The 21151-nt window shown below is 62.1% G+C and carries 22 protein-coding genes and 1 other RNA gene; 16 read left to right on the top strand and 7 right to left on the bottom strand.

Annotated elements, in window-relative coordinates; genetic code table 11:
- Window positions 1-10 precede the first annotated feature (10 nt).
- From secF to recJ, 4 genes are read left to right on the top strand one after another with little or no spacing between them, the layout of a single operon-like run.
- Window positions 11-946 carry a protein translocase subunit SecF gene (gene secF / locus DESUT3_RS12685; protein ID WP_221248852.1) on the top strand — a complete coding sequence of 312 codons (936 nt, stop codon included), beginning with the start codon at window positions 11-13 and terminating at the stop codon, window positions 944-946.
- A complete protein-coding gene (locus DESUT3_RS12680) occupies window positions 943-1515 on the top strand; it encodes a tetratricopeptide repeat protein (RefSeq protein ID WP_221248851.1) in 573 nt (190 codons plus the stop codon). The genes secF and DESUT3_RS12680 overlap by 4 nt, the downstream gene beginning before the upstream one ends.
- A 56-nt stretch (window positions 1516-1571) precedes the next feature.
- Window positions 1572-2444, top strand: a complete 873-nt coding sequence (locus DESUT3_RS12675) for a right-handed parallel beta-helix repeat-containing protein (RefSeq protein WP_221248850.1) — start codon at window positions 1572-1574, stop codon at window positions 2442-2444.
- Complete coding sequence (gene recJ / locus DESUT3_RS12670) at window positions 2432-4162, top strand: single-stranded-DNA-specific exonuclease RecJ (protein ID WP_221248849.1); 1731 nt, start codon at window positions 2432-2434, stop codon at window positions 4160-4162. The genes DESUT3_RS12675 and recJ overlap by 13 nt, the downstream gene beginning before the upstream one ends.
- Before the next feature lie 30 nt (window positions 4163-4192).
- On the opposite strand, the gene DESUT3_RS12665 is transcribed toward recJ, so the two are convergent.
- Both DESUT3_RS12665 and DESUT3_RS12660 read right to left on the bottom strand, forming a co-directional pair.
- On the bottom strand, window positions 4193-4600 hold the full coding sequence (locus DESUT3_RS12665) for a bacteriohemerythrin (RefSeq protein ID WP_221248848.1): 408 nt from the start codon (window positions 4598-4600) through the stop codon (window positions 4193-4195).
- Window positions 4601-4644: 44 nt separating this feature from the next.
- Window positions 4645-5832: a pyridoxal phosphate-dependent aminotransferase gene (locus tag DESUT3_RS12660; RefSeq protein WP_221248847.1), complete on the bottom strand. Its 1188-nt coding sequence runs from the start codon at window positions 5830-5832 to the stop codon at window positions 4645-4647.
- Between the two features lie 200 nt (window positions 5833-6032).
- Between DESUT3_RS12660 and pheA the strand changes: the two genes are divergently transcribed.
- From pheA to DESUT3_RS12615, 9 genes are all read left to right on the top strand, one after another.
- Entirely contained in the window at window positions 6033-7115 is a 1083-nt protein-coding gene (gene pheA, locus DESUT3_RS12655; protein WP_225911501.1) for a prephenate dehydratase, read from the top strand.
- Between the two features lie 26 nt (window positions 7116-7141).
- Window positions 7142-8005, top strand: a complete 864-nt coding sequence (locus tag DESUT3_RS12650; protein WP_221248846.1) for a prephenate dehydrogenase — start codon at window positions 7142-7144, stop codon at window positions 8003-8005.
- 66 nt (window positions 8006-8071) lie between these two features.
- Entirely contained in the window at window positions 8072-9373 is a 1302-nt protein-coding gene (aroA, locus tag DESUT3_RS12645; RefSeq protein ID WP_221248845.1) for a 3-phosphoshikimate 1-carboxyvinyltransferase, read from the top strand.
- Window positions 9374-9440: 67 nt separating this feature from the next.
- Window positions 9441-10139, top strand: a complete 699-nt coding sequence (gene cmk / locus DESUT3_RS12640) for a (d)CMP kinase (protein WP_221248844.1) — start codon at window positions 9441-9443, stop codon at window positions 10137-10139.
- Window positions 10140-10151: 12 nt separating this feature from the next.
- Window positions 10152-10991, top strand: coding sequence for a 4-hydroxy-3-methylbut-2-enyl diphosphate reductase (gene ispH / locus DESUT3_RS12635; protein ID WP_221248843.1), 840 nt, complete (start codon window positions 10152-10154; stop codon window positions 10989-10991).
- A 105-nt stretch (window positions 10992-11096) separates the two neighbouring features.
- On the top strand, window positions 11097-12839 hold the full coding sequence (locus DESUT3_RS12630) for a 30S ribosomal protein S1 (RefSeq protein ID WP_221248842.1): 1743 nt from the start codon (window positions 11097-11099) through the stop codon (window positions 12837-12839).
- A gap of 64 nt (window positions 12840-12903) precedes the next feature.
- A complete protein-coding gene (gene sppA / locus DESUT3_RS12625) occupies window positions 12904-13794 on the top strand; it encodes a signal peptide peptidase SppA (protein ID WP_221248841.1) in 891 nt (296 codons plus the stop codon).
- Window positions 13795-13806: 12 nt separating this feature from the next.
- A complete protein-coding gene (locus DESUT3_RS12620; RefSeq protein ID WP_221248840.1) occupies window positions 13807-14094 on the top strand; it encodes an integration host factor subunit beta in 288 nt (95 codons plus the stop codon).
- Between the two features lie 49 nt (window positions 14095-14143).
- Window positions 14144-14533 carry a PaaI family thioesterase gene (locus tag DESUT3_RS12615; RefSeq protein WP_221248839.1) on the top strand — a complete coding sequence of 130 codons (390 nt, stop codon included), beginning with the start codon at window positions 14144-14146 and terminating at the stop codon, window positions 14531-14533.
- Window positions 14534-14806: 273 nt separating this feature from the next.
- Here the strand turns inward: DESUT3_RS12615 and ssrS are convergent.
- Both ssrS and DESUT3_RS12605 read right to left on the bottom strand, forming a co-directional pair.
- Window positions 14807-14985: non-coding RNA, 6S RNA (gene ssrS / locus DESUT3_RS12610), on the bottom strand.
- A gap of 260 nt (window positions 14986-15245) precedes the next feature.
- Entirely contained in the window at window positions 15246-16349 is a 1104-nt protein-coding gene (locus DESUT3_RS12605; RefSeq protein WP_225911500.1) for a Glu/Leu/Phe/Val family dehydrogenase, read from the bottom strand.
- Between the two features lie 238 nt (window positions 16350-16587).
- On the opposite strand from DESUT3_RS12605, the gene DESUT3_RS12600 reads away from it, so the two are divergent.
- From DESUT3_RS12600 to DESUT3_RS12590, 3 genes are read left to right on the top strand one after another with little or no spacing between them, the layout of a single operon-like run.
- Complete coding sequence (locus DESUT3_RS12600; protein WP_221248838.1) at window positions 16588-17466, top strand: RluA family pseudouridine synthase; 879 nt, start codon at window positions 16588-16590, stop codon at window positions 17464-17466.
- A 17-nt stretch (window positions 17467-17483) separates the two neighbouring features.
- Window positions 17484-18269: a prolipoprotein diacylglyceryl transferase gene (gene lgt, locus DESUT3_RS12595; RefSeq protein WP_221248837.1), complete on the top strand. Its 786-nt coding sequence runs from the start codon at window positions 17484-17486 to the stop codon at window positions 18267-18269.
- Entirely contained in the window at window positions 18266-18916 is a 651-nt protein-coding gene (locus DESUT3_RS12590; protein ID WP_221248836.1) for an HAD family hydrolase, read from the top strand. Before lgt ends, DESUT3_RS12590 begins: the two co-directional genes overlap by 4 nt.
- A gap of 3 nt (window positions 18917-18919) precedes the next feature.
- Here DESUT3_RS12590 and DESUT3_RS12585 read toward each other — a convergent pair whose 3' ends face one another.
- The 3 genes from DESUT3_RS12585 to DESUT3_RS21240 form a co-directional block, all read right to left on the bottom strand.
- On the bottom strand, window positions 18920-19342 hold the full coding sequence (locus tag DESUT3_RS12585) for an ATP-binding protein (protein WP_221248835.1): 423 nt from the start codon (window positions 19340-19342) through the stop codon (window positions 18920-18922).
- A gap of 121 nt (window positions 19343-19463) precedes the next feature.
- Window positions 19464-19799 carry an STAS domain-containing protein gene (locus DESUT3_RS12580; RefSeq protein ID WP_221248834.1) on the bottom strand — a complete coding sequence of 112 codons (336 nt, stop codon included), beginning with the start codon at window positions 19797-19799 and terminating at the stop codon, window positions 19464-19466.
- A 209-nt stretch (window positions 19800-20008) separates the two neighbouring features.
- Window positions 20009-21133 (bottom strand): PP2C family protein-serine/threonine phosphatase, encoded by a 1125-nt coding sequence (locus DESUT3_RS21240; RefSeq protein WP_318835939.1) that lies wholly within the window; start codon window positions 21131-21133, stop codon window positions 20009-20011.
- Between the last annotated feature and the right edge of the window lie 18 nt (window positions 21134-21151).

The following is a 21151-nucleotide window of genomic DNA, read 5'->3' as shown; positions in this document are numbered from 1 at the left end:
GGAGCCCGGAATGCAAATCATCAGACCTGACATCAATTTTGATTTTATTGGCAAAAGCAAGGCCGCGATTATCCTTTCGGTGGTTCTGATCCTGATCGGGGTGGCCTCCCTGCTGTTCAAGGGCGGGCCCAACTATGGCATCGACTTCGCCGGGGGAACCTTGGTGCAGATCCAGTTCGCCGAACCGACCTCCGCGGGGCAGATCAAGGAGGCGCTCAAAGAGGTCGAACTCGGCAACGTGGTGGTCCAGCAGTTCGGCGACGACGCCAACGAGTTCCTGGTCCGGGCCCAGCAGACAACCACCGAGCTCAAGGGGCTCTCGCAGACCGTCACCGAGGCCCTCGAGAAGGTTTACGGCGAGGGTAAAGTGGAGGTGCGGCGCACCGAAATGGTCGGCCCCCAGGTCGGCAAGGATCTGCGCGAGAAGGGCCTGATGGCCATCCTTTACGCGATGATCGGCATCCTGATCTACATTACCTGGCGTTTCGAGTTCCGCTACGGGGTGGGGGCCATCGTCGCCCTGGTTCACGATGTGCTGATCACCCTCGGCGCCTTCTCCCTGTTCAACAAGGAGATCGACCTGCCGATCATCGCCGCGTTCCTGGCCATCATCGGCTATTCGCTCAACGACACCATCATCATTTGCGACCGGATCCGGGAAAACCTCGGCAAACACGCCAAAGAAGGTTTCGCCGCGATCGTCAACCGCAGCATCAACGAGACCATGTCCCGTACCCTGCTGACCTCCGGAACCACCTTGCTGGTGGTTGCGGCCCTGTTCATTTTCGGCGGCGGGGTGATCCACAACTTCGCCTTCGCCCTGCTGGTGGGGATCATCGCCGGGACCTACTCCACCATCTTTGTGGTCAGCCCGATCCTCATCTACTGGGAGGGGCGCAAGACCGGACATGCCGGGAAGGTCCCAACCAAGGAGAAGACGGCATGAAAAAAGAGAATATCCTGATTGTCATCATCGCCCTGCTGGTCGGGGCCCTGGTCGGCATTCTGGTCACCAAGGGCGGAAAGCAGTCGACGCCGCCTTCGCAGACCTCGGTCCCGGCAGGGCCGGCGGTCAACAGCCAGCAGCAGATCCAGATGCTCGAAGGCATCCTGGCCAAGGATCCGGGCAACCGCAATGCCTGGGTGGAGCTCGGCAATGCCTATTTCGACGCCAACAACCCGATGAAATCGGTGGAGGCCTACAACAAGGCGCTGGAGATTGATCCCAATGACCCCAACGTGCTGACCGACCAGGGGGTCATGTTCCGCAGCCTGGGCTGGTTCGACCGGGCCATCGAGAATTTCAGCAAGGCCAACCAGCTAAACCCTTCCCATCACCAGAGCCTCTTCAACCTGGGGATCGTCTATCGCTACGATCTGCAGGACTTGCAGAAGGCCCGGGAGGCCTGGACCCGCTACCTGGAGGTAAATCCGTCAGGGCCCGGGGCCGACCAGATCCGGCGGGAGATGTCGTTGCTCCAGACCCAGCCGGGCAGCGCCCCTGCCAACCAGTAACAACAAGCCACGGGCCGGGGCCTTCCCCCGGCCCGTCGTCGTTGGCACCCACAAATATGACATTACTCTCGAGGATATTCAGGCTCGCCGGTGTTTTCCTGGCCGTGTTTCTGGGCGGCTGCCTTGGCGGTCCGGTTCTGGTCTCCGGTTCCCTGGACGGGGACGTATTCTGGAGCGGCACCATTCGAATCGCCGGGGACGTGGTGCTCAGCGAAGGCTCCCGCCTGGTCATCGCCCCGGGAACCCGGGTAATGTTCCTTCCTCCCCGGGACGGCCAGGACCAGTGGACCGACCATCCAAATTTTCCTGGCAGTGAACTGATCATTCGCGGCAGGGTGGTTGCCGAGGGGACCGCGGAATCCCCCATCGAGTTTCGCGCGGGCGATCCCGCGGCAGCGCCCGGAAGCTGGGGGGCCATCAACCTTGAGGGGAGTCCGGAGGCCGTTTTCCGCTACTGCCGCTTTTCCCAGGCCGACAGTGCCCTGCACGGCCGTGACTCGGTGGTTTACGTGGAGCACTCTCTTTTCGAGGACAACCTGGTCGGCATCCGTTTCAACAACACTCAACTGCTGGCCGAAAAAAACCTGCTGCGGCGCAATGGTTCGGCCATCCGCTTCCATTTCGGCGCTCCGGTAATCTGCCTCAACGAACTGGCGGATAACCAGAGAGCGATCTTTATCACCTCCCACCCACGCGATGTTCGTATCGAGCACAACAACATCCTGCGCAGTCGCGAGTACAGTGTGGTGTTCGGCGAGGAAGTCCCGGAGGACGTTCCCCTGCCCCACAATTACTGGGGCACCATGGATCCTGCAGTGATCGAGGCGGGCTTTTTCGATGGCCGGCGTGAGGCCCATCTGGGCAGGGTAGAGTATCTGCCTCCGGCGCCCGGGCCTGTCGAAGGGGCGGGTATTTCATGGACCCCGTGATTCGCCGGCGCTGGGAGGCGCGGGGAACGGAACCCGAATTCGCCGGGCTTGAGAGGATTTCCCGCCAACTTGGCATCTCGCCACTTGCGGCGCGAGTGCTCTGGCTGCGGGGAATCAGCACCCCCGGAACAGCCAGGGGATACCTGGAATGCCGGCTGGCCGATCTACCCGATCCTTTTCTGCTCAAGGGCATGGACCGGGCCGTGGAGAGGCTGGTTCGGGCTGTCGTCGCGGGGGAGCGGATCGCGGTGCACGGCGATTACGATGTGGACGGCATCACCGGCACCGCACTGCTGGTGGAAAGCCTGCAGGCCCTGGGCGGCGAGGTTGAGTACCACATTCCCCTGCGGCTCAGGGACGGCTACGGGCTGTCCGCCGAAGCCCTGGAGCGCGCCGCGGCATCCGGGGCCCGCGTCGCCCTTTCCGTGGACTGCGGGGTATCGGCCTGCGCCGAGGCCCGGCGGGCCGCCGAGCTTGGGCTTGACCTGGTCATCACCGATCACCACCAGCCGCCGGATTCTCTTCCCGAAGCCTTCGCCATCATCAACCCCCACCTGCCCGGATGCCGGTTTCCTTTCAAGAGCCTGGCGGGTGTAGGGGTCGCCTTTTTCCTGCTCATCGCCTTGCGCAAGGCGCTTCGCGAGGCGGGACATTTCGAGAACCATCCCGAGCCGGACCTGCGCCGCTCCCTGGACCTGGTGGCCCTGGGGACCATTGCCGACATCGTGCCGCTGCAGGGGGTCAATCGGACCCTGACCCGCTACGGGCTCGAGGCGCTCAACCGGGGCGGACGCCCCGGCATTCAGGCATTGAAGGAGGTCGCCGCGGTGGATCAGGTCAACTGCGGCAATGTCGCTTTTCGGCTTGCCCCCAGGCTCAATGCAGCCGGTCGACTGGAGGATGCGGCCCTCGGGGTGGAGCTGCTGCTGGCCGGCTCCCAGAACGAGGCGCGCCCGGTGGCGCAAATGCTTGACGGGTTCAACCGTGAGCGCCAGGAGATCGAGCAGGAGACCCTGGGGCAGGCGCTGGAGCTGCTCGAAGGGCGGCAAACCGGCGGAGCGAAGTCCATCGTGCTGGCCGACGAGCGCTGGCACCCGGGAGTCATCGGCATCGTGGCCAGCCGCCTGGTCGAACGCTATCATCGACCCTGCGTGCTGATTGCCCTGGAAAACGGCCAGGGGAAGGGTTCGGGGCGCTCGATCCCGGGGTTCCACCTGTACCGGGCCCTGCAGCACAGCCAGGAACATCTGGCCGGCTTTGGCGGCCACGAGTATGCCGCAGGCCTGAGCATCCTGGGGCCCGATGTGGAGCCCTTTGCCGCCCGCTTCGAGGAGTTCGCCCAGAACTCCCTGGGCGAGCAGGAGCTGCTGCCCTGCCTGGCCCACGACGGCGAGGCCCTTGTCGAGGAACTTACCTTCGAGACGGTTGAACAGTTGGGCGGGTTTGCCCCTTTTGGAGCCGGCAATCCTGAACCCACCTTCGTCCTGCGAGGGGTTCGGGCCCAGCAGGCACAGGTGGTGGGAAACGCCCATCTGCGGTTTGTCGCCCGCCAGGGAGGCTATACGCTCCCCGGTATCGGTTTCGGCCTGGGATCCAGATTGAGCGAGTTGGCAGGTGAGGTCGACCTTCTGGTCGCCCCGGGGTTGAATGACTGGCAGGGACGGGTTTCGGTCCAGTTGCGGGTCAAGGACCTGCGGCCCGCAACCGGGGGAGGGTGATGCCGGGAAGTGAGGCGCCCGTGGCGCGGGTCAGCGCTGCTGCGCCCGGAGGTGTGCGCCCAGGTCGCGGTCCTCGATGCAGACATGGTCGAACAGCCAGTCGACGATGGACTGATTGACGGCCGTCAGCAGATCCGCCTCGGACCCCTTGTCGGCTAGCTCCCTTTTGAAGACCTCCAGGCGCTCCCGGAACAGGGCGTGTTCCTGCACATGGAATTCGGCCCTGGGGTAGTCGCTATCAGCCATCAGCCGCTCTTCGGCGGCGAAATGCTCTTCCATGTAGTTTTCCATGAACTCCAGCATCGGGCCGGTTTCTTCGCGGCCCTTGCCCGCCATGCAGGCCCCGACCAGGCGGTCGATGCGGGCAAACAGTTCCCGGTGCTGCTGGTCGATCAGCTCCATCCCCGTAGCCAGTTCCGCTGTCCAGTAGATGTTCATGCCCCCTCCCGCATCGAGGTTGTGCCCTCGCCTGTCCGCCTGGCCTAAAGGCCCGCTTCGCGGGCGATGGTCTGCCAGGCCGGCAGACTTCGGCGGATGATCTGCTCTTCGATGCAATAGGCGATCCGGAAATAGCCTGGAGCGCCGAAACCGGTGCCGGGAACCAGCAACACGTTGTGCCGTTGGGCAAGGCGCACGAACTCCAGGTCGTCGGGCAGCGGCGAGCGGGGAAACAGGTAGAACGCTCCTCCGGGCTTTACCATAGAAAAACCCAGGGATGCCAGATGATTGTAGAGCAGGTCCCGTTTTCTCTGGTACTCGGCGACATCGACGCTGACATGCTGAAGCTGGGCGACCAGGCGCTGAGCGAGGGCCGGGGCATTGACGAAACCCAGGACCCGGTTGCAGAATACCGCCCCTTCCATGAACCGCTCCACGTCCTCCATCACGGGATTAGCGGCGAGATAGCCGATTCGCTCGCCCGGCAGGGCCAGGTCCTTGGAGTGGGAGGTGACCACCATGGAATTTTTCACGCAGGAGAAGATGTTCGGCACCTGCAAGCCGTCGAAGGCGATCCTGGCATAGGGTTCGTCGGAAATGACGAAAATCGTCCGCTCCAACTCCTGCTGCTTGCGCTCCAGCAGCCGTCCGAGGGCTTCGAGGTCCTGCCTGGGGTAGACGACGCCGGTGGGATTGTTGGGCGAGTTGACGATGACGGCGCGGGTATTGGCGCCGATGGCGGCCTCGATGGCGTCGAGATCGAGCTGAAAAGTCTCCCGGTCGGTCCAGACCTCCCTGGTCACGCCGCCGTGGTTGTCCACATAGAATTTGTACTCGACGAAGTAGGGTGCGAGGATGAGGACCTCTTCGCCGGGGTTGAGGATGGTTTTCAGGGCCACATTGAGGGCGCCGCCCGCGCCGCAGGTCATGACCACGTGGCGGGCTTCGACCTTGCGGGGGGAATCCTCGGAGAGCCGGCTGGCGACCGCCGCGCGGGTCTCCTCGTAGCCGGCGTTGTTCATGTAGCGGTGCATGCCGGGAATCGGGTTGTTGGCCAGTTCCTGCAGCTTCTGCCGAAATGCTTCGGGTGGCTCCACCGAAGGGTTGCCCAGGGTGAAGTCGAAGACGTTCTCTTCGCCGTGGATCTGCCTGAGCCTGGCGCCTTCCTCGAACATCTTGCGGATCCACGAGGCTCGCTCGATACAGCTTTGCACCTTGATCGAAATGGACATGGACGACTCCCCTGGGTCATGTGGTTGATTTCGGTTGGGAAGTTTAGCCGGGCCGCGGCACAGCGGTCAAGGGGAAAGCAGAGCGGGCACCCGGGTCCTCCGCCCTGGCGGGCTCCCGGCCCGGGGGGCCGCGGGCGTTGCTTTTTGAGGACGGATAAGCTACATTTCCAATCCTGTCTTCGGCAAGGGGAGGTGGATGCGTGGCTGGAAATATCGAAGAAACCCTGGCGGCTTTGCGCCATCAGATCGACAGTATCGACAATGAGATCCTGGATCTGCTCAACCGCAGGGCGCAGGTCGTCATCCGGGTCGGCGCCGCCAAGAGCGGCCAGGGGAGCGATTTTTACGTCCCCAGTCGAGAAAAGGCGATTTATCAGCGGCTCACCGCCGCCAACCCCGGACCCTTTCCCAACGAAGGGGTGCGGCGGGTTTTCCGCGAGGTGATCTCCGCCTGCCTGTCGCTCGAGCAGCCCATGAAGGTAGCCTTTCTCGGGCCGCCGGCCACCTTCACCCACGTGGCGGCCATGCAGCAGTTCGGCATGTCGGCCCACCTGGTGCCGCAAAAGAGCATCACCGCGGTGTTCGACGAGGTGATCCGCGGCCGGGCGCCCTACGGGGTGGTCCCCGTGGAAAACTCCAACGAGGGGATTGTTTCCCATACCCTCGACATGTTCATGGAGTCCGACCTGCAGATCATTGCCGAGATCCTGCTCGAAGTCTCCCACGACCTGCTGTCGCGCTCCGGACGGATCGAGGATGTCAGAAAGGTCGTTTCGCATCCCCAGGCCATTGCCCAGTGCCGTCACTGGCTGGAGGATAATCTGCCTGACGTGGCCCTGGTCGATGTCGCCAGCACCGCTCTGGCCGCCCAGATGGTGGCCGAGGATGAATCGGCGGCGGCGATTGCCAGCGAAATGGCCGCTTCGCTCTACGATCTGCGGGTGGTCAAACAGAAAATTGCCGACAACCCCAACAACTTCACCCGCTTTCTGGTGATCGGCAAGGCCTCGCCGCCGCGCAGCGGGCGCGACAAGACCTCGGTCATGTTCAGTGTCAAGGACGAGCCGGGCATTCTTTACCGGATGCTCGAACCGTTCAGCAAGCGCCGGATCAATCTTTCCAAGATCGAGAGCCGGCCGCTCAAGAAAAAGGCCTGGGAATATATCTTTTTTCTCGATATCGAGGGGCACATCGCCGAGGACCATGTCCGCGAGGCGGTGGAGGAGCTGCGCGGCTACTGCCAGTTTCTCAAGGTGCTCGGCTCCTATCCGAGCGCCCGGTGAAGGCAAAGGCTGAGCGGATGAATGAAATGAACGTACTGGTTCCCAGGCTCGCCGTGGTAGGTGTCGGACTGATCGGCGGATCGCTGGCCCTGGGTTTGAAAGCCGCAGGAGCGGTCGGTGAGGTGGTCGGCATCGGCCGCGGCCGGGCCAATCTCGAACGGGCCCTCGAGCTTGGGGTGATAGACCGCATCAGCGACCGGGTCGAAGACGGGGTCGCCGACGCCGACCTGGTGTTTCTGGCTACGCCGGTACAGACCCTTCCGGCCATTGCCGCGGCGGCGCTGCCCCACATGAAATCCGGGGCGATTCTTACCGACGGCGGCAGCGTCAAGGGCTCAGTGGTCAAGGCGATCGAGCCCCTGGTCCCCGCGGGGGTTCATTTCGTCCCCGGCCACCCCATTGCCGGAACCGAGAAGAGCGGAGCCGAAGCGGCCTTCGCCACGCTCTACCGGAACCGGCGCTGCATTCTGACCCCCACCGCGCGCACCGACCGGGGGGCCCTTGAACTGGTCAGGCAGGTCTGGCGGTGTGTCGGCAGCGAGGTGGTGGTCATGGACGTGCAGAAACACGACCGGATTCTCGGGGCCATCAGCCACCTGCCGCACATGGTGGCCTACTCCCTGGTCAATGCCGTCGGCTCCTACGATCGTTACGAGGAGAACATCCTTGAATACTCCGCCGGAGGTTTCCGCGACTTCACCAGGATCGCTTCCTCCGACCCCACCATGTGGCGGGACATCGCCCTGACCAACCGCGAGGCCCTGCTGGAGATGATGGAGCTTTTCGAACGGTTCTTCGCCGAACTCAAGGAGGACGTGCGCCGGGGGGACGCCGAGCGGCTGTTCGAATTTTTCCTGCGTTCCAAGCAAAGCCGCGATGCCATCCTCTGAGCCCGCGCCCGGCGTGCGGAAGTTGCCATCAAGCCAATCACCAACCCATTGCAGGGGCTGCCAGCCATGACCGAAACCAGAACCATCCAACCATCCCCAGGGCTGCGGGGAGAGATCACCGTGCCCGGGGACAAGTCGATTTCCCACCGTTCCATCATGCTCGGATCGCTTGCCGAGGGAACCACCCTGGTCCACGGGTTCCTGCACGGTGAGGACAACCACGCTACCCTGAACGCCTTTCGCGCCATGGGCATCGAGATCGAAGAGCATGCCGACGGGGTTCTGAAGATCCACGGCAAGGGCCTGCATGGGCTCGCCGAACCCGGCGACATCCTCGACTGTGGCAACTCGGGTACCACCATCCGGCTGATGACCGGTCTGCTGGCCGGCCAGGGCTTTTTTTCCGTATTGACCGGGGACAAGTACCTGCGCAAGCGGCCGATGAAGCGGGTGCTCAGCCCCCTTTCGACCATGGGCGCCCGGATCTGGGGCCGCGGGGGGGGCGATCTTGCCCCACTGGCGATTCAGGGCGGGTCGTTGCAGCCGGCGGTCTACGACTCCCCCATCGCCAGTGCCCAGGTCAAGTCGGCTCTGCTGCTGGCCGGGCTCTACGCCCAGGGGGAAACCACGGTGCGCGAGCCCCATCTTTCGCGTGACCACAGCGAGCGGATGCTGCGGTTTTTCGGCGCCGACGTGCGCCCCTTCGAGGGCGGCGTCACCGTGGTCGGCCACCCCCGACTGACCGGGCGGGAAGTGTTTGTCCCCGGAGACATCTCCTCGGCGGCGTTTTTCCTGGTTGCGGCCCTGGTTACCCCGGGGTCCGAACTGCTGGTGCGCAACGTGGGGGTCAACCCTACCCGCAGCGGCATCATCGACATTCTTCAGCAGATGGGCGGCTCCCTCGAACTGCTCAACTCCCGGGAGCTTTCCGGTGAACCCGTCGCCGACATCCTGGTGCGGTCCAGCGATCTCAAGGGGGTCGAAATCGGCGGCTCCGTGGTGCCGCGGGCCATCGACGAATTCCCGGTGGTCAGCGTGGCCGCAAGCTTTGCCGAGGGGACCACGACCATCCGCGACGCCCGCGAATTGCGGGTCAAGGAAACCGACCGGATCGCCGCCATGACCTCCGAGCTGACCAAGCTGGGCGCCCGGGTCGCGGCCCGCGAGGACGGTATGGTTATCGACGGCGGTCAGGGCCTCTCGGGCGGGACGGTGAATTCCCATGGCGACCACCGCATCGCCATGAGTCTGGCGGTGGCAGCCCAGTGCGCCAAGGCTGCCGTAACCATCGAGGACACCGCCTGTACCGCCACCAGCTTCCCCAACTTCTGGGACCTGCTGGGCCAGGCCACTGGTGGCAAGGGGTAGCGGTTGGCGGACAGGCGCGGATAAAATAAGACAACAAAAGTAAAGGCAAGCAAGGAGTTTCAGAAGGTTGCAGCGAGAATTCATTATTGCCATCGACGGACCCTCCGGCGCCGGGAAAAGTACCCTGAGCCGACTGTTGGCCCGGTCCCTTCGTTACACCAACATCGACACCGGCGCCATGTATCGGGCGGTTGCCCTGGCGGCGCGGCGCGCCGGGATCGACCCGGCGGACGAGGTCGCCCTGGAGGAGCTCTGCGGGCGGCTGCGGATCGAGTTTCTGCGCGGCGACGGGGCGGAGCGGGTGCTGCTCAACGGGGAGGACGTCTCCGAGGCGATTCGCACCCCCGAGGTGAGCCTGCTCACCTCCAGGGTCTCGGCCTGCAGCGCGGTACGCCAGGCGATGGTGCGCCTGCAGCGCGGGATGGGCGAGCAGGGGGGGGTGGTGCTTGAGGGACGGGACATCGGCACCGTGGTATTCCCCGGGGCCGAGGTGAAGTTCTTCCTGCTCGCCACCGCCGCCGAACGGGGCCGTCGCCGTTATCAGGAGCTGATCGCCAAGGGGTTGGAGGTGGACCTGGGGCAGACCATCGCCGAGGTCGAAGCCCGCGACGCCGCCGACAGCGCCCGGACCCACGCGCCGCTGCTGCAGGCCGCGGACGCGGTGGCCATCGACTCCACCTCCATGGGCATCGAAGCGGTTCTGGAGCTGATGCTTCAGGAAGTGAGGCGCCGCCGCGAGCTCGCTGGATTGCCTGCGGATCGCTGAAGGAGAGGGCCGATGAAAATCATTCTGGCTAAGAGCGCGGGGTTCTGCTTCGGCGTCAAGCGGGCGACCACCATGGCTTTCGATGCTGCGGGAAAATGCAGCCGCATCTGTTCCCTCGGGCCGATCATCCACTCCCCCCAGCTGGTCAGGAAGCTGGAGGAAGAGGGGGTCGAGGTGGTGCGCCGGGTCGAGGATGTCCCCGGCGGAGCGGTCATCATCCGCTCCCACGGGGTCACGGCCGATGAACTCGAAGAGCTGCGCCGGCGCGATCTGGAAATCGTCGATGCGACCTGCCCCTTCGTCAAAAAAGCACAGGAGTTCGCCCGCAAGCTCAGCCGCGAAGGGTATGTCGTGGTGCTGGTGGGGGAGGCCGAGCACCCCGAGGTCCAGGGAATCGTCTCCTACGCCTCGGGCGGCGAGGTCTTCACCGTTGCCGACCGCGCCGAGGCAGAGGCCCTGCCGCGCAAGAAGCGCATCGGGGTGGTGGCACAAACCACTCAATCCTTTGAGAATCTGCAGCAGATTGTCGGCGTCTGCCTGGAAAAGAGCCTGGAGTTGCGGGTCTACAATACCATCTGCGACGCCACCTCGGTGCGCCAAAACGAGGCCCGGGAGATTGCCGCCAAGTCCGACCTGATGCTGGTCATCGGCGGTTTCAACAGCGCCAACACGTCTCGGCTGGCGCAGATCTGCAAGGAGATCCTGCCCGCCACCCACCACATCGAAACGGCCTCGCAGATCGATCCCGGGTGGTTCCATAACGTCCAAACCGTGGGGATCACCGCGGGGGCGTCCACTCCACGCTGGATCATCGAGGAAGTTCTCGAGAGGGTCGGAACGGTCGGGAAATAAAAAGGTTTGTTTTTTAAAGGGCTCTATGCTATGGTGCCTTTTCATGACTTCCAAGTCATGCTGTCGTTTACACGACGGGAAAATCGCTAGGGGGTAGGTTACCTGATGGTGGAAAACAAGGGAAAATTCAACAACGAAGACGAAATGATGGACAGTGACGAAGAGTTCGACGACATGGAACAGAGCTTCGAGGACCTGTTCGAGAGCAGCCTCAAGGAACTCAAATCCGGCAACGTGGTTTTGGGAACCATCGTACAGGTAAATCCTGATACGGTCGTGGTGGACGTCGGCGGGAAATCCGAAGGGATCATCGCCATCTCCGAGTTCACCGACGAGAACGGCAAAGTCAAAGAACTCAAGGTCGGCGACCAGTTCGACGTGCTTATAGAGCGCACCGAAAACGAAAACGGCCTGATCAGTCTCTCCAAGGAAAAAGCCGACCGGCAGAAGGTCTGGAACACCCTGGAAGAGAACGCCGTGGTTGAAGGGCGCATCGTTTCCCGCATCAAGGGCGGGCTGTCGGTCGATATCGGCGTCAACGCGTTTCTGCCTGGCAGCCAGGTCGATCTGCGGCCGGTTCGCAACCTCGACAAGATGCTTGGGGAAACCTTCCGCTTCAAAATCATCAAGCTCAATAAGCGCCGCGGTAATATCGTTCTCTCGCGCCGCGTGCTGCTTGAGGAGGAGCGCGAGTCGCTGCGTTCCGATACCCTCAAGACCCTCGAGGAGGGTCAGGTGGTCGAGGGCCAGGTCAAGAACCTCACCGATTACGGGGCGTTCATCGACCTGGGCGGCATCGACGGCCTGCTGCACATCACCGACATGTCTTGGGGCCGCGTGAATCACCCCTCGGACATCATCTCGGTGGGCGACAAGATCAAGGTCAAGGTGCTTAAATTCGACCGTGAGAAGGAGCGTGTCTCCTTGGGGCTCAAGCAGATCGCACCCGATCCCTGGCTCGAAGTCGAGAAGAAATTCCCTGTCGGGGAGAAGGTCACCGGCAAGGTGGTCAGCCTTACCGATTACGGCGCCTTTGTCGAACTGGAAGAGGGTGTCGAGGGGCTCATCCACGTCTCTGAAATGAGCTGGACCAAGCGCATCAAGCACCCCAACAAGATCCTCAACATTGGTGATGAGGTTGAGTCCGTGGTGCTTGCCCTGGATATCCCCAACCGGCGGATCTCCCTGGGCCTTAAGCAGGTCGAGCCCAATCCCTGGGATGTGATCGGCGAGAAATTCCCGATCGGCACCATCATCGAGGGTCAGGTCAAGAACATCACCGATTTCGGGATCTTCGTCGGGGTCGACGAGGGGATCGACGGTCTGGTGCACATCTCCGACCTTTCCTGGACCAAACGCATCAAGCATCCTTCGGAAATCTACAAGAAGAGCGACCTGGTGCGGGCCGTGGTGCTGAATATCGATCGTGAGAACGAGCGCTTCTCTCTGGGCGTCAAGCAGTTGGCCGAAGACCCCTGGTCTTCCATCCCCACCCGCTACGCTCCGGGCACCATCATCAAGGGCAAAGTCACCTCGGTGACCGACTTCGGCATCTTTGTGGAGGTTGAAGAGGGGATCGAAGGGCTGATTCACGTCTCCGAGATCAGCAAGGAGAAGATCGACACGCCCAAGAACTTCGCCAAGGTTGGCGACGATCTCGAAGCGGTGGTGTTGCACGTGGACACCGCCGAGCGCAAGATCGCCCTGTCCATCAAGCACCTCTCCGACCAGAAGGAGAAGGCCGAGGTCGACGCGTTCCTCGGTGCCCAGAAGAGCGCCACTTCGAACCTGGGAGATCTTCTCCAGGGGGCGCTGGGCAAAGCCAACACCGGCAAAGACGAAGAATAATCTATTTCTTGCCTGCGATAAAACCCCTGCGGCCAAGGCCGCAGGGGTTTTTCCGGACTAGGTTATGAAAAAGCGTCCCTTCCTGATGGCATTCCTGACTCTGGGCGCCATCTTTCTTTTTTTTCTGGCCCTGGTGTACGCCGTATCCGGTTTGTCAGGTCCTTCCAGAAGCTTTCCCATCGGGGAAAAGATCGGGGTCATCGAAATAGCGGGTGTGATCACCGCTTCGAAGACCATCAATGAACAATTGGTAAATTTCCGAGAGGACTCCTCGGTAAAGGCCATTGTCCTGAGGATCGACTCTCCCGGCGGGGGAGTGGGGCCTTCACAGGAAATCTACGAGGAAGTCCGCAAGGCCAACGAAATCAAGCCGGTGGTGGCCTCCATGGGCTCCGTCGCCGCCTCCGGGGGGTACTACGTTGCCGCTCCGGCCCGCAGCATCCTCGCCAACCCCGGCACCATCACCGGCAGCATCGGGGTGATCATGGAGTTCACCAATTTCCAGGAACTGCTGGAAAAGATCGGCCTCAAAAGCCAGGTGGTGAAGAGCGGCGAACACAAGGACATCGGTTCTCCGGTGCGCCCCATGAGCGAAGCGGATCGGGCCATTCTGCAGTCCCTGATCGACGACGTCCATGCGCAGTTTGTTTCGGCGGTGGCTGAAGGCCGGCAAATGACCACCGAGGAGGTCGCGCCCCTGGCCGATGGCCGCATCTTTACCGGGCGGCAGGCCTTGGAGCAGGGGTTAGTCGACGAGCTTGGCAACCTGCAGGACGCCATTGACGTCGCAGCCCGGATGGCCGGCATCGAGGGAGAGCCCAGGGTCATCTACCCGGCCGAAAAAAAACCGAAAATTTTTGATTACCTGATCGAAGAGACAGCCAGCCAGCTGCAGCGCGGTTTGCAGGAGAGGGGCGGGGCTGGTCCTCAATTCTTGTGGTCTGGTGTAAAATAGGAGGCGATTCGCATGACCAAAAGTGAACTTATCGAGAGGCTGTCCTACAGTAACGGTATGGTGAACAAGAAGGAGGCCGAACTGGTCGTCAACACCATATTCGATAGCATCGGCAATGCCCTGATCGAAGGGGACCGGGTGGAAATCCGCGGCTTCGGCTCCTTCACCATCCGCGAGCGCAACGCACGGGAAGCCAGAAACCCCAAAAGCGGCGACGTGGTCAAGATTCCTGCCAAGAAGACTCCTTTCTTCAAAACCGGCAAGGAGCTTCGGGAGCGGGTGAATTCGGAGCTGGACTGACTCCGGCGATTCTGACCCCACTACACGTCCTGCCATCTAGGAGAATCTCATGGAGCCCAGAACCCATCTCGGAATCTCCCTCCGACTGGTCGGCCAGCCGGTCGAAATCAGCCCTGGAGTTGCCCGCGTCCGGCTCGAGACGCTGGCAGAAATGAGCGCGGACGATCGCGGACTGGTCCACGGCGGATTCACATTCGGGCTTGCCGATTATGCCGCCATGCTGGCGGTCAACGATCCCAATGTCGTTTTGGGGGCCGCTCAGACCCGGTTTCTCGCCCCGGTAGTCTGCGGAGAGGTGCTGGAAGCAACGGCCCGGGTTGTCGAAGAAAAAGGAAAAAAACGCCAGGTCGAATGCGTGGTAATGACCTCGAAGGTGGTTTTCGAGGGGGTGTTTACCTGTTACGTGCTTGATGGGCATGTCCTCGACGCTCAGGGATGATCTGGAGCAGAGGCCCCTGCCAGCCCCCCCAAAAAAAAAACAAAGACCCCGTTCCCAGGAACGGGGTCTTTGTTTTTGCTGGATTGGCATTACCACGACCCGCCTCTCGCCAGCCCCATCCCGAATTCTACTCGAAGGTTCCAGGTTCAGCTCCGCGCGGACCTGACATGGCAACACATCTTTCGATTTTCCTTGGCTGCAGGGGCTTTCCATCCTACCCCCGCGAACTGGCGCGTAAACCTGGGTCGTGTGGGCCGGGTAATGCCAATCTGAAAGGCCTCCAGGATGCCGGTAGCAGCTCGAAGTCTCGACCATGGAACTATTGAAAGCCCCTGAAAGCCGCTTTAGGCGTCCCATTCGAGATGGGCAGGCTCACCGCTGCTTTGACCAGGGCCGGTGTTGATAATGTTGGCCAACGCCACGAGGCTTCTTGTCGCGCATCCTAGAGATTGTCAAAGACCTGAAGCTTTCGACTTGGTTTGAATATTAGCACTTCCTAAAGAAGTGTCAAGTACAGAAATAAAAATAGTTGTGCCCGCTGGCCGCCCCAATGGACCGGGGTGCGTGGACGTTTTCCGCTTCTTGAGCGATCGCGCCCTTCATCGCCCGTTTATGCATCCCCAGGGGGGCGCGGGCAGGGGAACTTATCCCATCCTGAGGCTGCCTTCCTTTGGCGAGGATGGCCTGGCCGCCTGAATGCAGGTGGTCCGGTTCAGCGCCTGAAGGCCATGGCGTTACGCACCCTGGCCTCGGCCATCGATTGGGCCGCCCCCCTGGGCGGCAACCCCTTTATCTCCATCAAGGCAAGCATTTCCCGGGTGTTCTCGGCAATTTTCTCCCGGATGACCGCAAACGCCTCGGCCTCGCTACCGCCACGATATTCCACGGCACCGCAGATGACCCCCCCCGCGTTGGCGATGAAGTCGGGGATGCAAAGGATGTTTCGCTGGTGGAGCCGCTTTTCCGCTGATTCGGTAATCGGAATGTTGGCCCCCTCGATGATCACCCGGGCCTGAACCCGTTCGACATTGTCGTCGTGGATCACATCGGGCCTGGCTGCGGGGATCAGCAGGTCGCAGGGGATTTCCACCACATTTTCGCTCGGCAAAATTTCCGCCCCCGGCAATGAGATGACCGAACCGCCCCGCTGCTTGGCGTCGATCAGGGTGGCGACGTCCAATCCGCCCTTTTTGTAGGCTGTGCCCCGGGAATCGCTGGCCGCAACCAGCCTCGCCCCTTTTTGCTCGAGGAACCGCGCGGCGTGCCTGCCGACGTTGCCGAATCCCTGCACCGCGACGCTGGCTCCTTGCAGGCTGAGCCCAGCGTGGGGCAGGGCCAACTCGGCGGCCACCGCCACTCCGAAGCCGGTGGCGCCGATCTCATCCAGGGGGACCCCACCCAGGGACCTGGGCAACCCCACGCAACGGCCTATCTCATCGTTGACCCAGGCCATGCAATGCTCGTTCGTGCCCATGTCCGGGCCGGGGATGTAGTCTGTCAGGGTCCGGATCCGCCGGGCGAAGGCCCGAATCAGCGGCTCCTTGTCGGCAAGGTGGGGGTCTCCGATGATGCCGGACTTGGCCCCTCCATGGCGCAGGCCGGCGGCGGCGTTCTTCAGGGTCATGGCCCGGGCCAGGCGGAAAACCTCCTCGGTGGTGATGTCGGGGGCCAGGCGCACCCCGCCGATGGCCGGGCCCCGGGCCACGTTGTCGATCACCACGATCGCTTTAAGGCCTGAACGTGGGTCATGGATGTGAATGATCTTTTCCGGGCCGAGGTCGTCGTAGAACGTTTCCCACAGGGTGTCGATCTCCATGAACCCTCCTGAGTCATTTTTGATTTGTTTTTCATTATAGCCCAGTGGGTTCGCGCCGCAATGCGGCGAGGGTGACACCTGGCGAATAACAATGGGTGCCTCCCGCGGATGCTTTGGTTCTGGGCGATTTTGTGCTAGGATGCCAGCCCGATCGAGTCTTTTCCCGGAGCTCTTTTAGCCGATGAATTCGCCGAGCAGAAAATTGTACCGCTTTACTCCCGGTTCCGACGTGGCGGGAATGCGCCTTGATCAATTCGTAGCTGCGGCAACCGATGAGCTGTCGCGCAGTTTTTTCCGCAAGGTCGTAGATATCGGTGGTGTGCACGTCGGCGGGCGCCGGGTGCGGCGCTGTTCACATCCGGTAGGGGCTGGGGAGGTGGTGGAGGTCTTTCTCGATGGGCTTCCCCTCGAGCCCTTCGCCCTTTCTGCAGGGCAGATTCTGCTCCAGGACCGCTATTGTCTGGCAATCGACAAGCCCGCGGGGGTGGAAACCCAGCCAACCCCGGCGCGCTACCGGGGCACCCTCTACGATGCCCTGCTTCGCTACCTGCAGGACCCCGCTCGGCCACAGCAGCGCCCGGCCCTGGGCATGGTCCAGCGCCTCGACCGCGATACCTCCGGGGTCATGATTTTTTCCATCCACCCCCGTGCCCATCGGCCCTTGACCGCCCTGTTTTCCGGGCGGGACGTGGGCAAACTCTACCTGGCGCTGGTTGCGGGGCAGCCCGAGCCCGCCGCGGGGGAGATCCGCTCCCAACTGGCCCGAAATCGGGCCAGCAACCTGGTGCGCTCGGTCGCAAGGGGCGGCAAGGAGGCGATCACCCGTTATCGGGTGGTGGAGAGCTTCCCCGGCGCCTGCCTGGTCGAGATCGAACTGCTCACCGGGCGCTCACATCAAATCAGGGCGCATTTTGCCGAACGTGGCCACCCCCTGTTGGGCGATGTCCGCTACGGCGGGCCCGACCGGATTTGCGGCGAGCCGATCCCCCGGCAGATGCTTCACTCCTGGAGGCTTTCGCTACCGCACCCGGTCAGCAAAGATGCGCTCGATATCGAAGCTCCCATCCCTGCTGACATGGAGCATCTGATGAAGGTGCTGCGTCAAAACCCGAGCTGAAACTGCAAGGATATTTCATGCTTACCTATCCACAGATCGACCCGGTGATTTTCAGTGTAGGCCCGCTGGCCGTGCGCTGGTACGGCCTGATGTACCTGCTCGGCTTCCTGATCGCCTATTTCGTCATCCGTGCCCTGGCAGCAAAGCGCAACATCGGGCTGACCGGTGACACCCTCTCCGACCTCCTGTTCTACTGTGTGCTGGGGGTTATACTGGGGGGGCGATTCGGTTATACCCTGTTTTACAATTTTTCCTATTATATCCGGCATCCCCTGGAGATTTTCGCCGTGTGGGAGGGGGGGATGAGTTTCCATGGCGGGTTGCTCGGGGTGATCGTCGCGGCGAGCCTGTTCTGCCTGCGGCGCAAGTTCCCGCCCCTGCTGGTCGGCGATATCCTGGTCACCGCAGCCTCCATCGGTCTGGGGCTGGGCAGGATCGGCAACTTCATCAACGGCGAGCTGTGGGGGCGGGTAACCGATGTCCCCTGGGGGATGGTGTTCCCCGGGGCCGGCCCCGAGCCCCGGCACCCCAGCCAGCTCTACGAGGCGTTTCTCGAAGGGGCCGTCCTGTTCGCCGTGCTCTGGTGGCTGCATTCCCGCAAGGCGCCCCACGGAGTTCCGTTTTTCAGCTTCTTTGCCCTTTACGGCGGATTTCGGGTTATCGTCGAGTTTTTCCGGCAACCCGATGCCCACCTGGGATTTCTCTGGGCCGGCGCAACCATGGGGCAACTGCTGTCGATCCCGATGGTTCTGATTGGAGTGGCTGGAATCCTTTACTGCCGGAGGCGAATAATTCAGCCATGATCGGACCACGGGGAATCATTTTCGACTGTGACGGGGTGCTTTTCGAAAGCCGCCAGGCCAACCTGGCCTATTACAATGCGGTGCTGGATGAGTTCGGGGTCGCGCCGGTATCCCCGGATGACCGGGAGAGGGCCCATCTCTGTCACACCGCCGCCAGCCCCCGGGTGTTCGAGGTGCTGTTGGGGCCGGCCCTGGCGGTACGGGCCCTCGAGGTGGCCGCGGCCATGAATTACCGCCGGTTCATTCCGCATATGACCCCCGAACCAGGCATGGCCGAGGCGCTCAGTCTCCTTTCGGCAAAGATGCCCTTGGCGGTCGCCACCAACCGCGGCACCAGCATGCCGGAGATCCTGGAATATTTCGATCTTTCCCGCTACTTCAGCGCGGTAGTCACCTGCCGCCATGTACCCCGGCCCAAGCCTTATCCGGATATGCTGCTGATGGCCGCCCGCGAGCTGGGCCTTGGCATGAACGAGCTGCTGTTTGTCGGTGATTCGGAATTGGACCGGGATGCCGCCCGGAGCGCCGGTGTGCCTTTTGCGGCTTACAAGTGGCAGGCCGAGGGGGCCCGGACGATTTCCGGGCACGGGGAGCTTGTCGAATGGGTGCTGGGAATGCCGGGGGGGCAGGGGGAAGGGAGTACCTGACTCTTAGCGGAGGGCTTTTATCATCTCCAGGACGTTGCCGCCGTCAAGTTTCCGATAGGTCACTTCATCCATCAGGGTGCGGATGATGAAGACGCCCCGGCCATGCTCGTCCAGGCCTTTGAAATCGGGGGTGGAGATGGCACAGACATCGAATCCCTGGCCTTGATCAAAGACCTTGATATTGAGGTTTTCATCCTGGATGCTGATGACGATGTGGACCTCCTTTTTGGGGTCGTCCTCATTGGCGTGGCGGATCGCATTGGTCATGGCCTCGGTCAGAACCAGATTGAGGTGATAGGCCAGCTCTTCCCGGTCTCCCTTGTAGCGTCGCAGGGTGCGGGCGATGTCTTCACCGATCTTGCCGATCAACCCCAGGTAGCGGGTCTGGTTCGGGACCCGGATGTCCACCTCGATTTTTTCGTTCATAGGCCCCCCGAAGGCGATTTTCCACTTGGGCAACGCCGGGTTTTCCACTGAGGGGCGGTCTGGAGACCGCCGCCCGGATGTGGCAATGCTCGATTTTTCCGAAAGCCGGCACTACGACCCGCTAGAAGCTGTCCAGCGCCTCCTGTGCGCCTGGAAAGATTTCGAATACCCGATGCAGCCGGGTCAGTTCGAACATCGATTTGACCTGCGGTTGCAGGCCGCAAAGCTTGAGGTTCCCATTGCGGGCACTGGCGTTCTTGAAGCCGGATACCAGGGCCCCCAGCCCGGAAGAGTCGACAAAACGTACATCGCCGAGATCGACCACGATGTCGTTCTTTCCCTCTTCGAAGAGGTTGAGCATCTGGGTTTTCAACTCCCCGCTGTTGTGGGCATCGAGCCGCTCTTCCTTGACTTCGATGAGAATTACCGACCCTTTTTCCTCGATTTTTACCATCATCAGTTGTCTCCTCCCTGTCATGGTCCGGCACGAGGCACTTCGTCTCCCCGCCGGTTCACTCTTATGAAAATTTGGCCTGCCCGCCCGCCGATCGGCCGAAGGTTCCGAAAAATGCCCGGGGCCGGCAATATTTTTAGCTAGTTAGATGCTTGCTTAAAGATACCACAGGTCAGCCCCAGAAGACCACGGTTCAGTTGAGAATCCTGCTCTCAAGCCACTCGCATGACCACCAGGGAGACATCGTCGGTAAAGGTTTGCACCCCCGAAAAGAGCCGCACCTGGTCGAGGATGGTGTCGATCAGCTCCTGGGGTGATTTGCCGTGGTGCTCGCGCAGCAGGGTGCAGAGCCGCTCTTCTCCGAAAAACTCCCCGTTGCCGCTTTCGGCTTCCGTAACCCCGTCGGTATAAAGCAGCAGCAGATCACCGGCCCGCAGCTGGACCTCGTGCTCCTCGAAGGTGACCCCGCGGCGAATCCCCAGGATCAGACCCTCGGCGTCAAGCCTTTCGCAGGCCTCGGCTCCGGGCCGCCAGATCAGCGGCGGGCTGTGGCCGGCACTGGCAAAGCGAAGCTTGCGCGAATTGCTGTCAAAGCGCAGGTAAAACATGGTGATGAACAATTCCGCCCGGGTCAGGTCCTCGAAAAAGAATTCGTTGAGGGCGCCCATGATATCCCGAGGGTTTTCGATCTCGGTGGCGCGGGCCTGGATGAAGGTGCGAGTCTCGGCCATGATCAGGGCTGCGCCGACATTGTGTCCCGAAACATCGGCGATCACCAGGTCGAGTTCGGTGGCGCTGCGCGTAAGAAAGTCGTAATAATCGCCCCCGACCTCCTTGGCCGGCACACAGATGCCAGCCAGGCCGATTCCCGCCAGGTCGGGGGTTCGGTCCGGCAACAGGCCGAGTTGAATGGTTTTGGCGATCTGCATTTCGCGCTCTCTCTCCCGGGCGGAGATCAGCTTGTTGGTTTGCTGGGCGTTGCGCACCGCGACTCCGACCTGGCTGGCCAGGTTGCTGAACAGCTCCAGGAACTCCTCGGTGAAAATCCCCTTGGCCGATCTGGAGAAGGCCGAAAGGACCCCGATGGGCTGGCCCTCGATGGTGATCGGGGCATGGGCGAAGGATTTGATCCCCTCGCGGTGGATGATCACCGCGGTAGCGGGCTTTTCCAGCCAGTCGGTGTCGTTGGCCATGGTCACCGAGTTGGTCAGAAAGGCGGAGCCGATGTAGGTATCCATGCTCAGCTCCCGCTCCGATTCGCCCAGGTGCTCGGAACTCATCCCTTTTTGGCTGCGCACCGTAAGGGACATGCGCTCCTCGTCCAGCAGCCGGATCACGCAGAGGTCGAACTTGAA

Source organism: Desulfuromonas versatilis, assembly GCF_019704135.1.
Taxonomy (GTDB): Bacteria; Desulfobacterota; Desulfuromonadia; order Desulfuromonadales; family NIT-T3; genus Desulfuromonas_A; species Desulfuromonas_A versatilis.
The sequence above is the reverse complement of the archived record's forward strand: the minus strand, read 5'-3'. Positions and strand labels throughout refer to the sequence as shown.

Coding starts and splice junctions, on each gene's coding strand:
- ispH (WP_221248843.1), top strand. CDS start 10,152: ATGAAAATCATTCTGGCTAAGAGCGCGGGGTTCTGCTTCGGCGTCAAG.
- DESUT3_RS12605 (WP_225911500.1), bottom strand. CDS start 16,349: ATGGAGATCGACACCCTGTGGGAAACGTTCTACGACGACCTCGGCCCG.
- DESUT3_RS12615 (WP_221248839.1), top strand. CDS start 14,144: ATGGAGCCCAGAACCCATCTCGGAATCTCCCTCCGACTGGTCGGCCAG.
- sppA (WP_221248841.1), top strand. CDS start 12,904: ATGAAAAAGCGTCCCTTCCTGATGGCATTCCTGACTCTGGGCGCCATC.
- DESUT3_RS12675 (WP_221248850.1), top strand. CDS start 1,572: ATGACATTACTCTCGAGGATATTCAGGCTCGCCGGTGTTTTCCTGGCC.
- aroA (WP_221248845.1), top strand. CDS start 8,072: ATGACCGAAACCAGAACCATCCAACCATCCCCAGGGCTGCGGGGAGAG.
- secF (WP_221248852.1), top strand. CDS start 11: ATGCAAATCATCAGACCTGACATCAATTTTGATTTTATTGGCAAAAGC.
- DESUT3_RS12665 (WP_221248848.1), bottom strand. CDS start 4,600: ATGAACATCTACTGGACAGCGGAACTGGCTACGGGGATGGAGCTGATC.
- DESUT3_RS12590 (WP_221248836.1), top strand. CDS start 18,266: ATGATCGGACCACGGGGAATCATTTTCGACTGTGACGGGGTGCTTTTC.
- DESUT3_RS12680 (WP_221248851.1), top strand. CDS start 943: ATGAAAAAAGAGAATATCCTGATTGTCATCATCGCCCTGCTGGTCGGG.
- lgt (WP_221248837.1), top strand. CDS start 17,484: ATGCTTACCTATCCACAGATCGACCCGGTGATTTTCAGTGTAGGCCCG.
- DESUT3_RS12600 (WP_221248838.1), top strand. CDS start 16,588: ATGCGCCTTGATCAATTCGTAGCTGCGGCAACCGATGAGCTGTCGCGC.
- recJ (WP_221248849.1), top strand. CDS start 2,432: ATGGACCCCGTGATTCGCCGGCGCTGGGAGGCGCGGGGAACGGAACCC.
- DESUT3_RS12630 (WP_221248842.1), top strand. CDS start 11,097: ATGGTGGAAAACAAGGGAAAATTCAACAACGAAGACGAAATGATGGAC.
- DESUT3_RS12650 (WP_221248846.1), top strand. CDS start 7,142: ATGAACGTACTGGTTCCCAGGCTCGCCGTGGTAGGTGTCGGACTGATC.
- DESUT3_RS12660 (WP_221248847.1), bottom strand. CDS start 5,832: ATGTCCATTTCGATCAAGGTGCAAAGCTGTATCGAGCGAGCCTCGTGG.
- DESUT3_RS12585 (WP_221248835.1), bottom strand. CDS start 19,342: ATGAACGAAAAAATCGAGGTGGACATCCGGGTCCCGAACCAGACCCGC.
- DESUT3_RS12620 (WP_221248840.1), top strand. CDS start 13,807: ATGACCAAAAGTGAACTTATCGAGAGGCTGTCCTACAGTAACGGTATG.
- DESUT3_RS12580 (WP_221248834.1), bottom strand. CDS start 19,799: ATGATGGTAAAAATCGAGGAAAAAGGGTCGGTAATTCTCATCGAAGTC.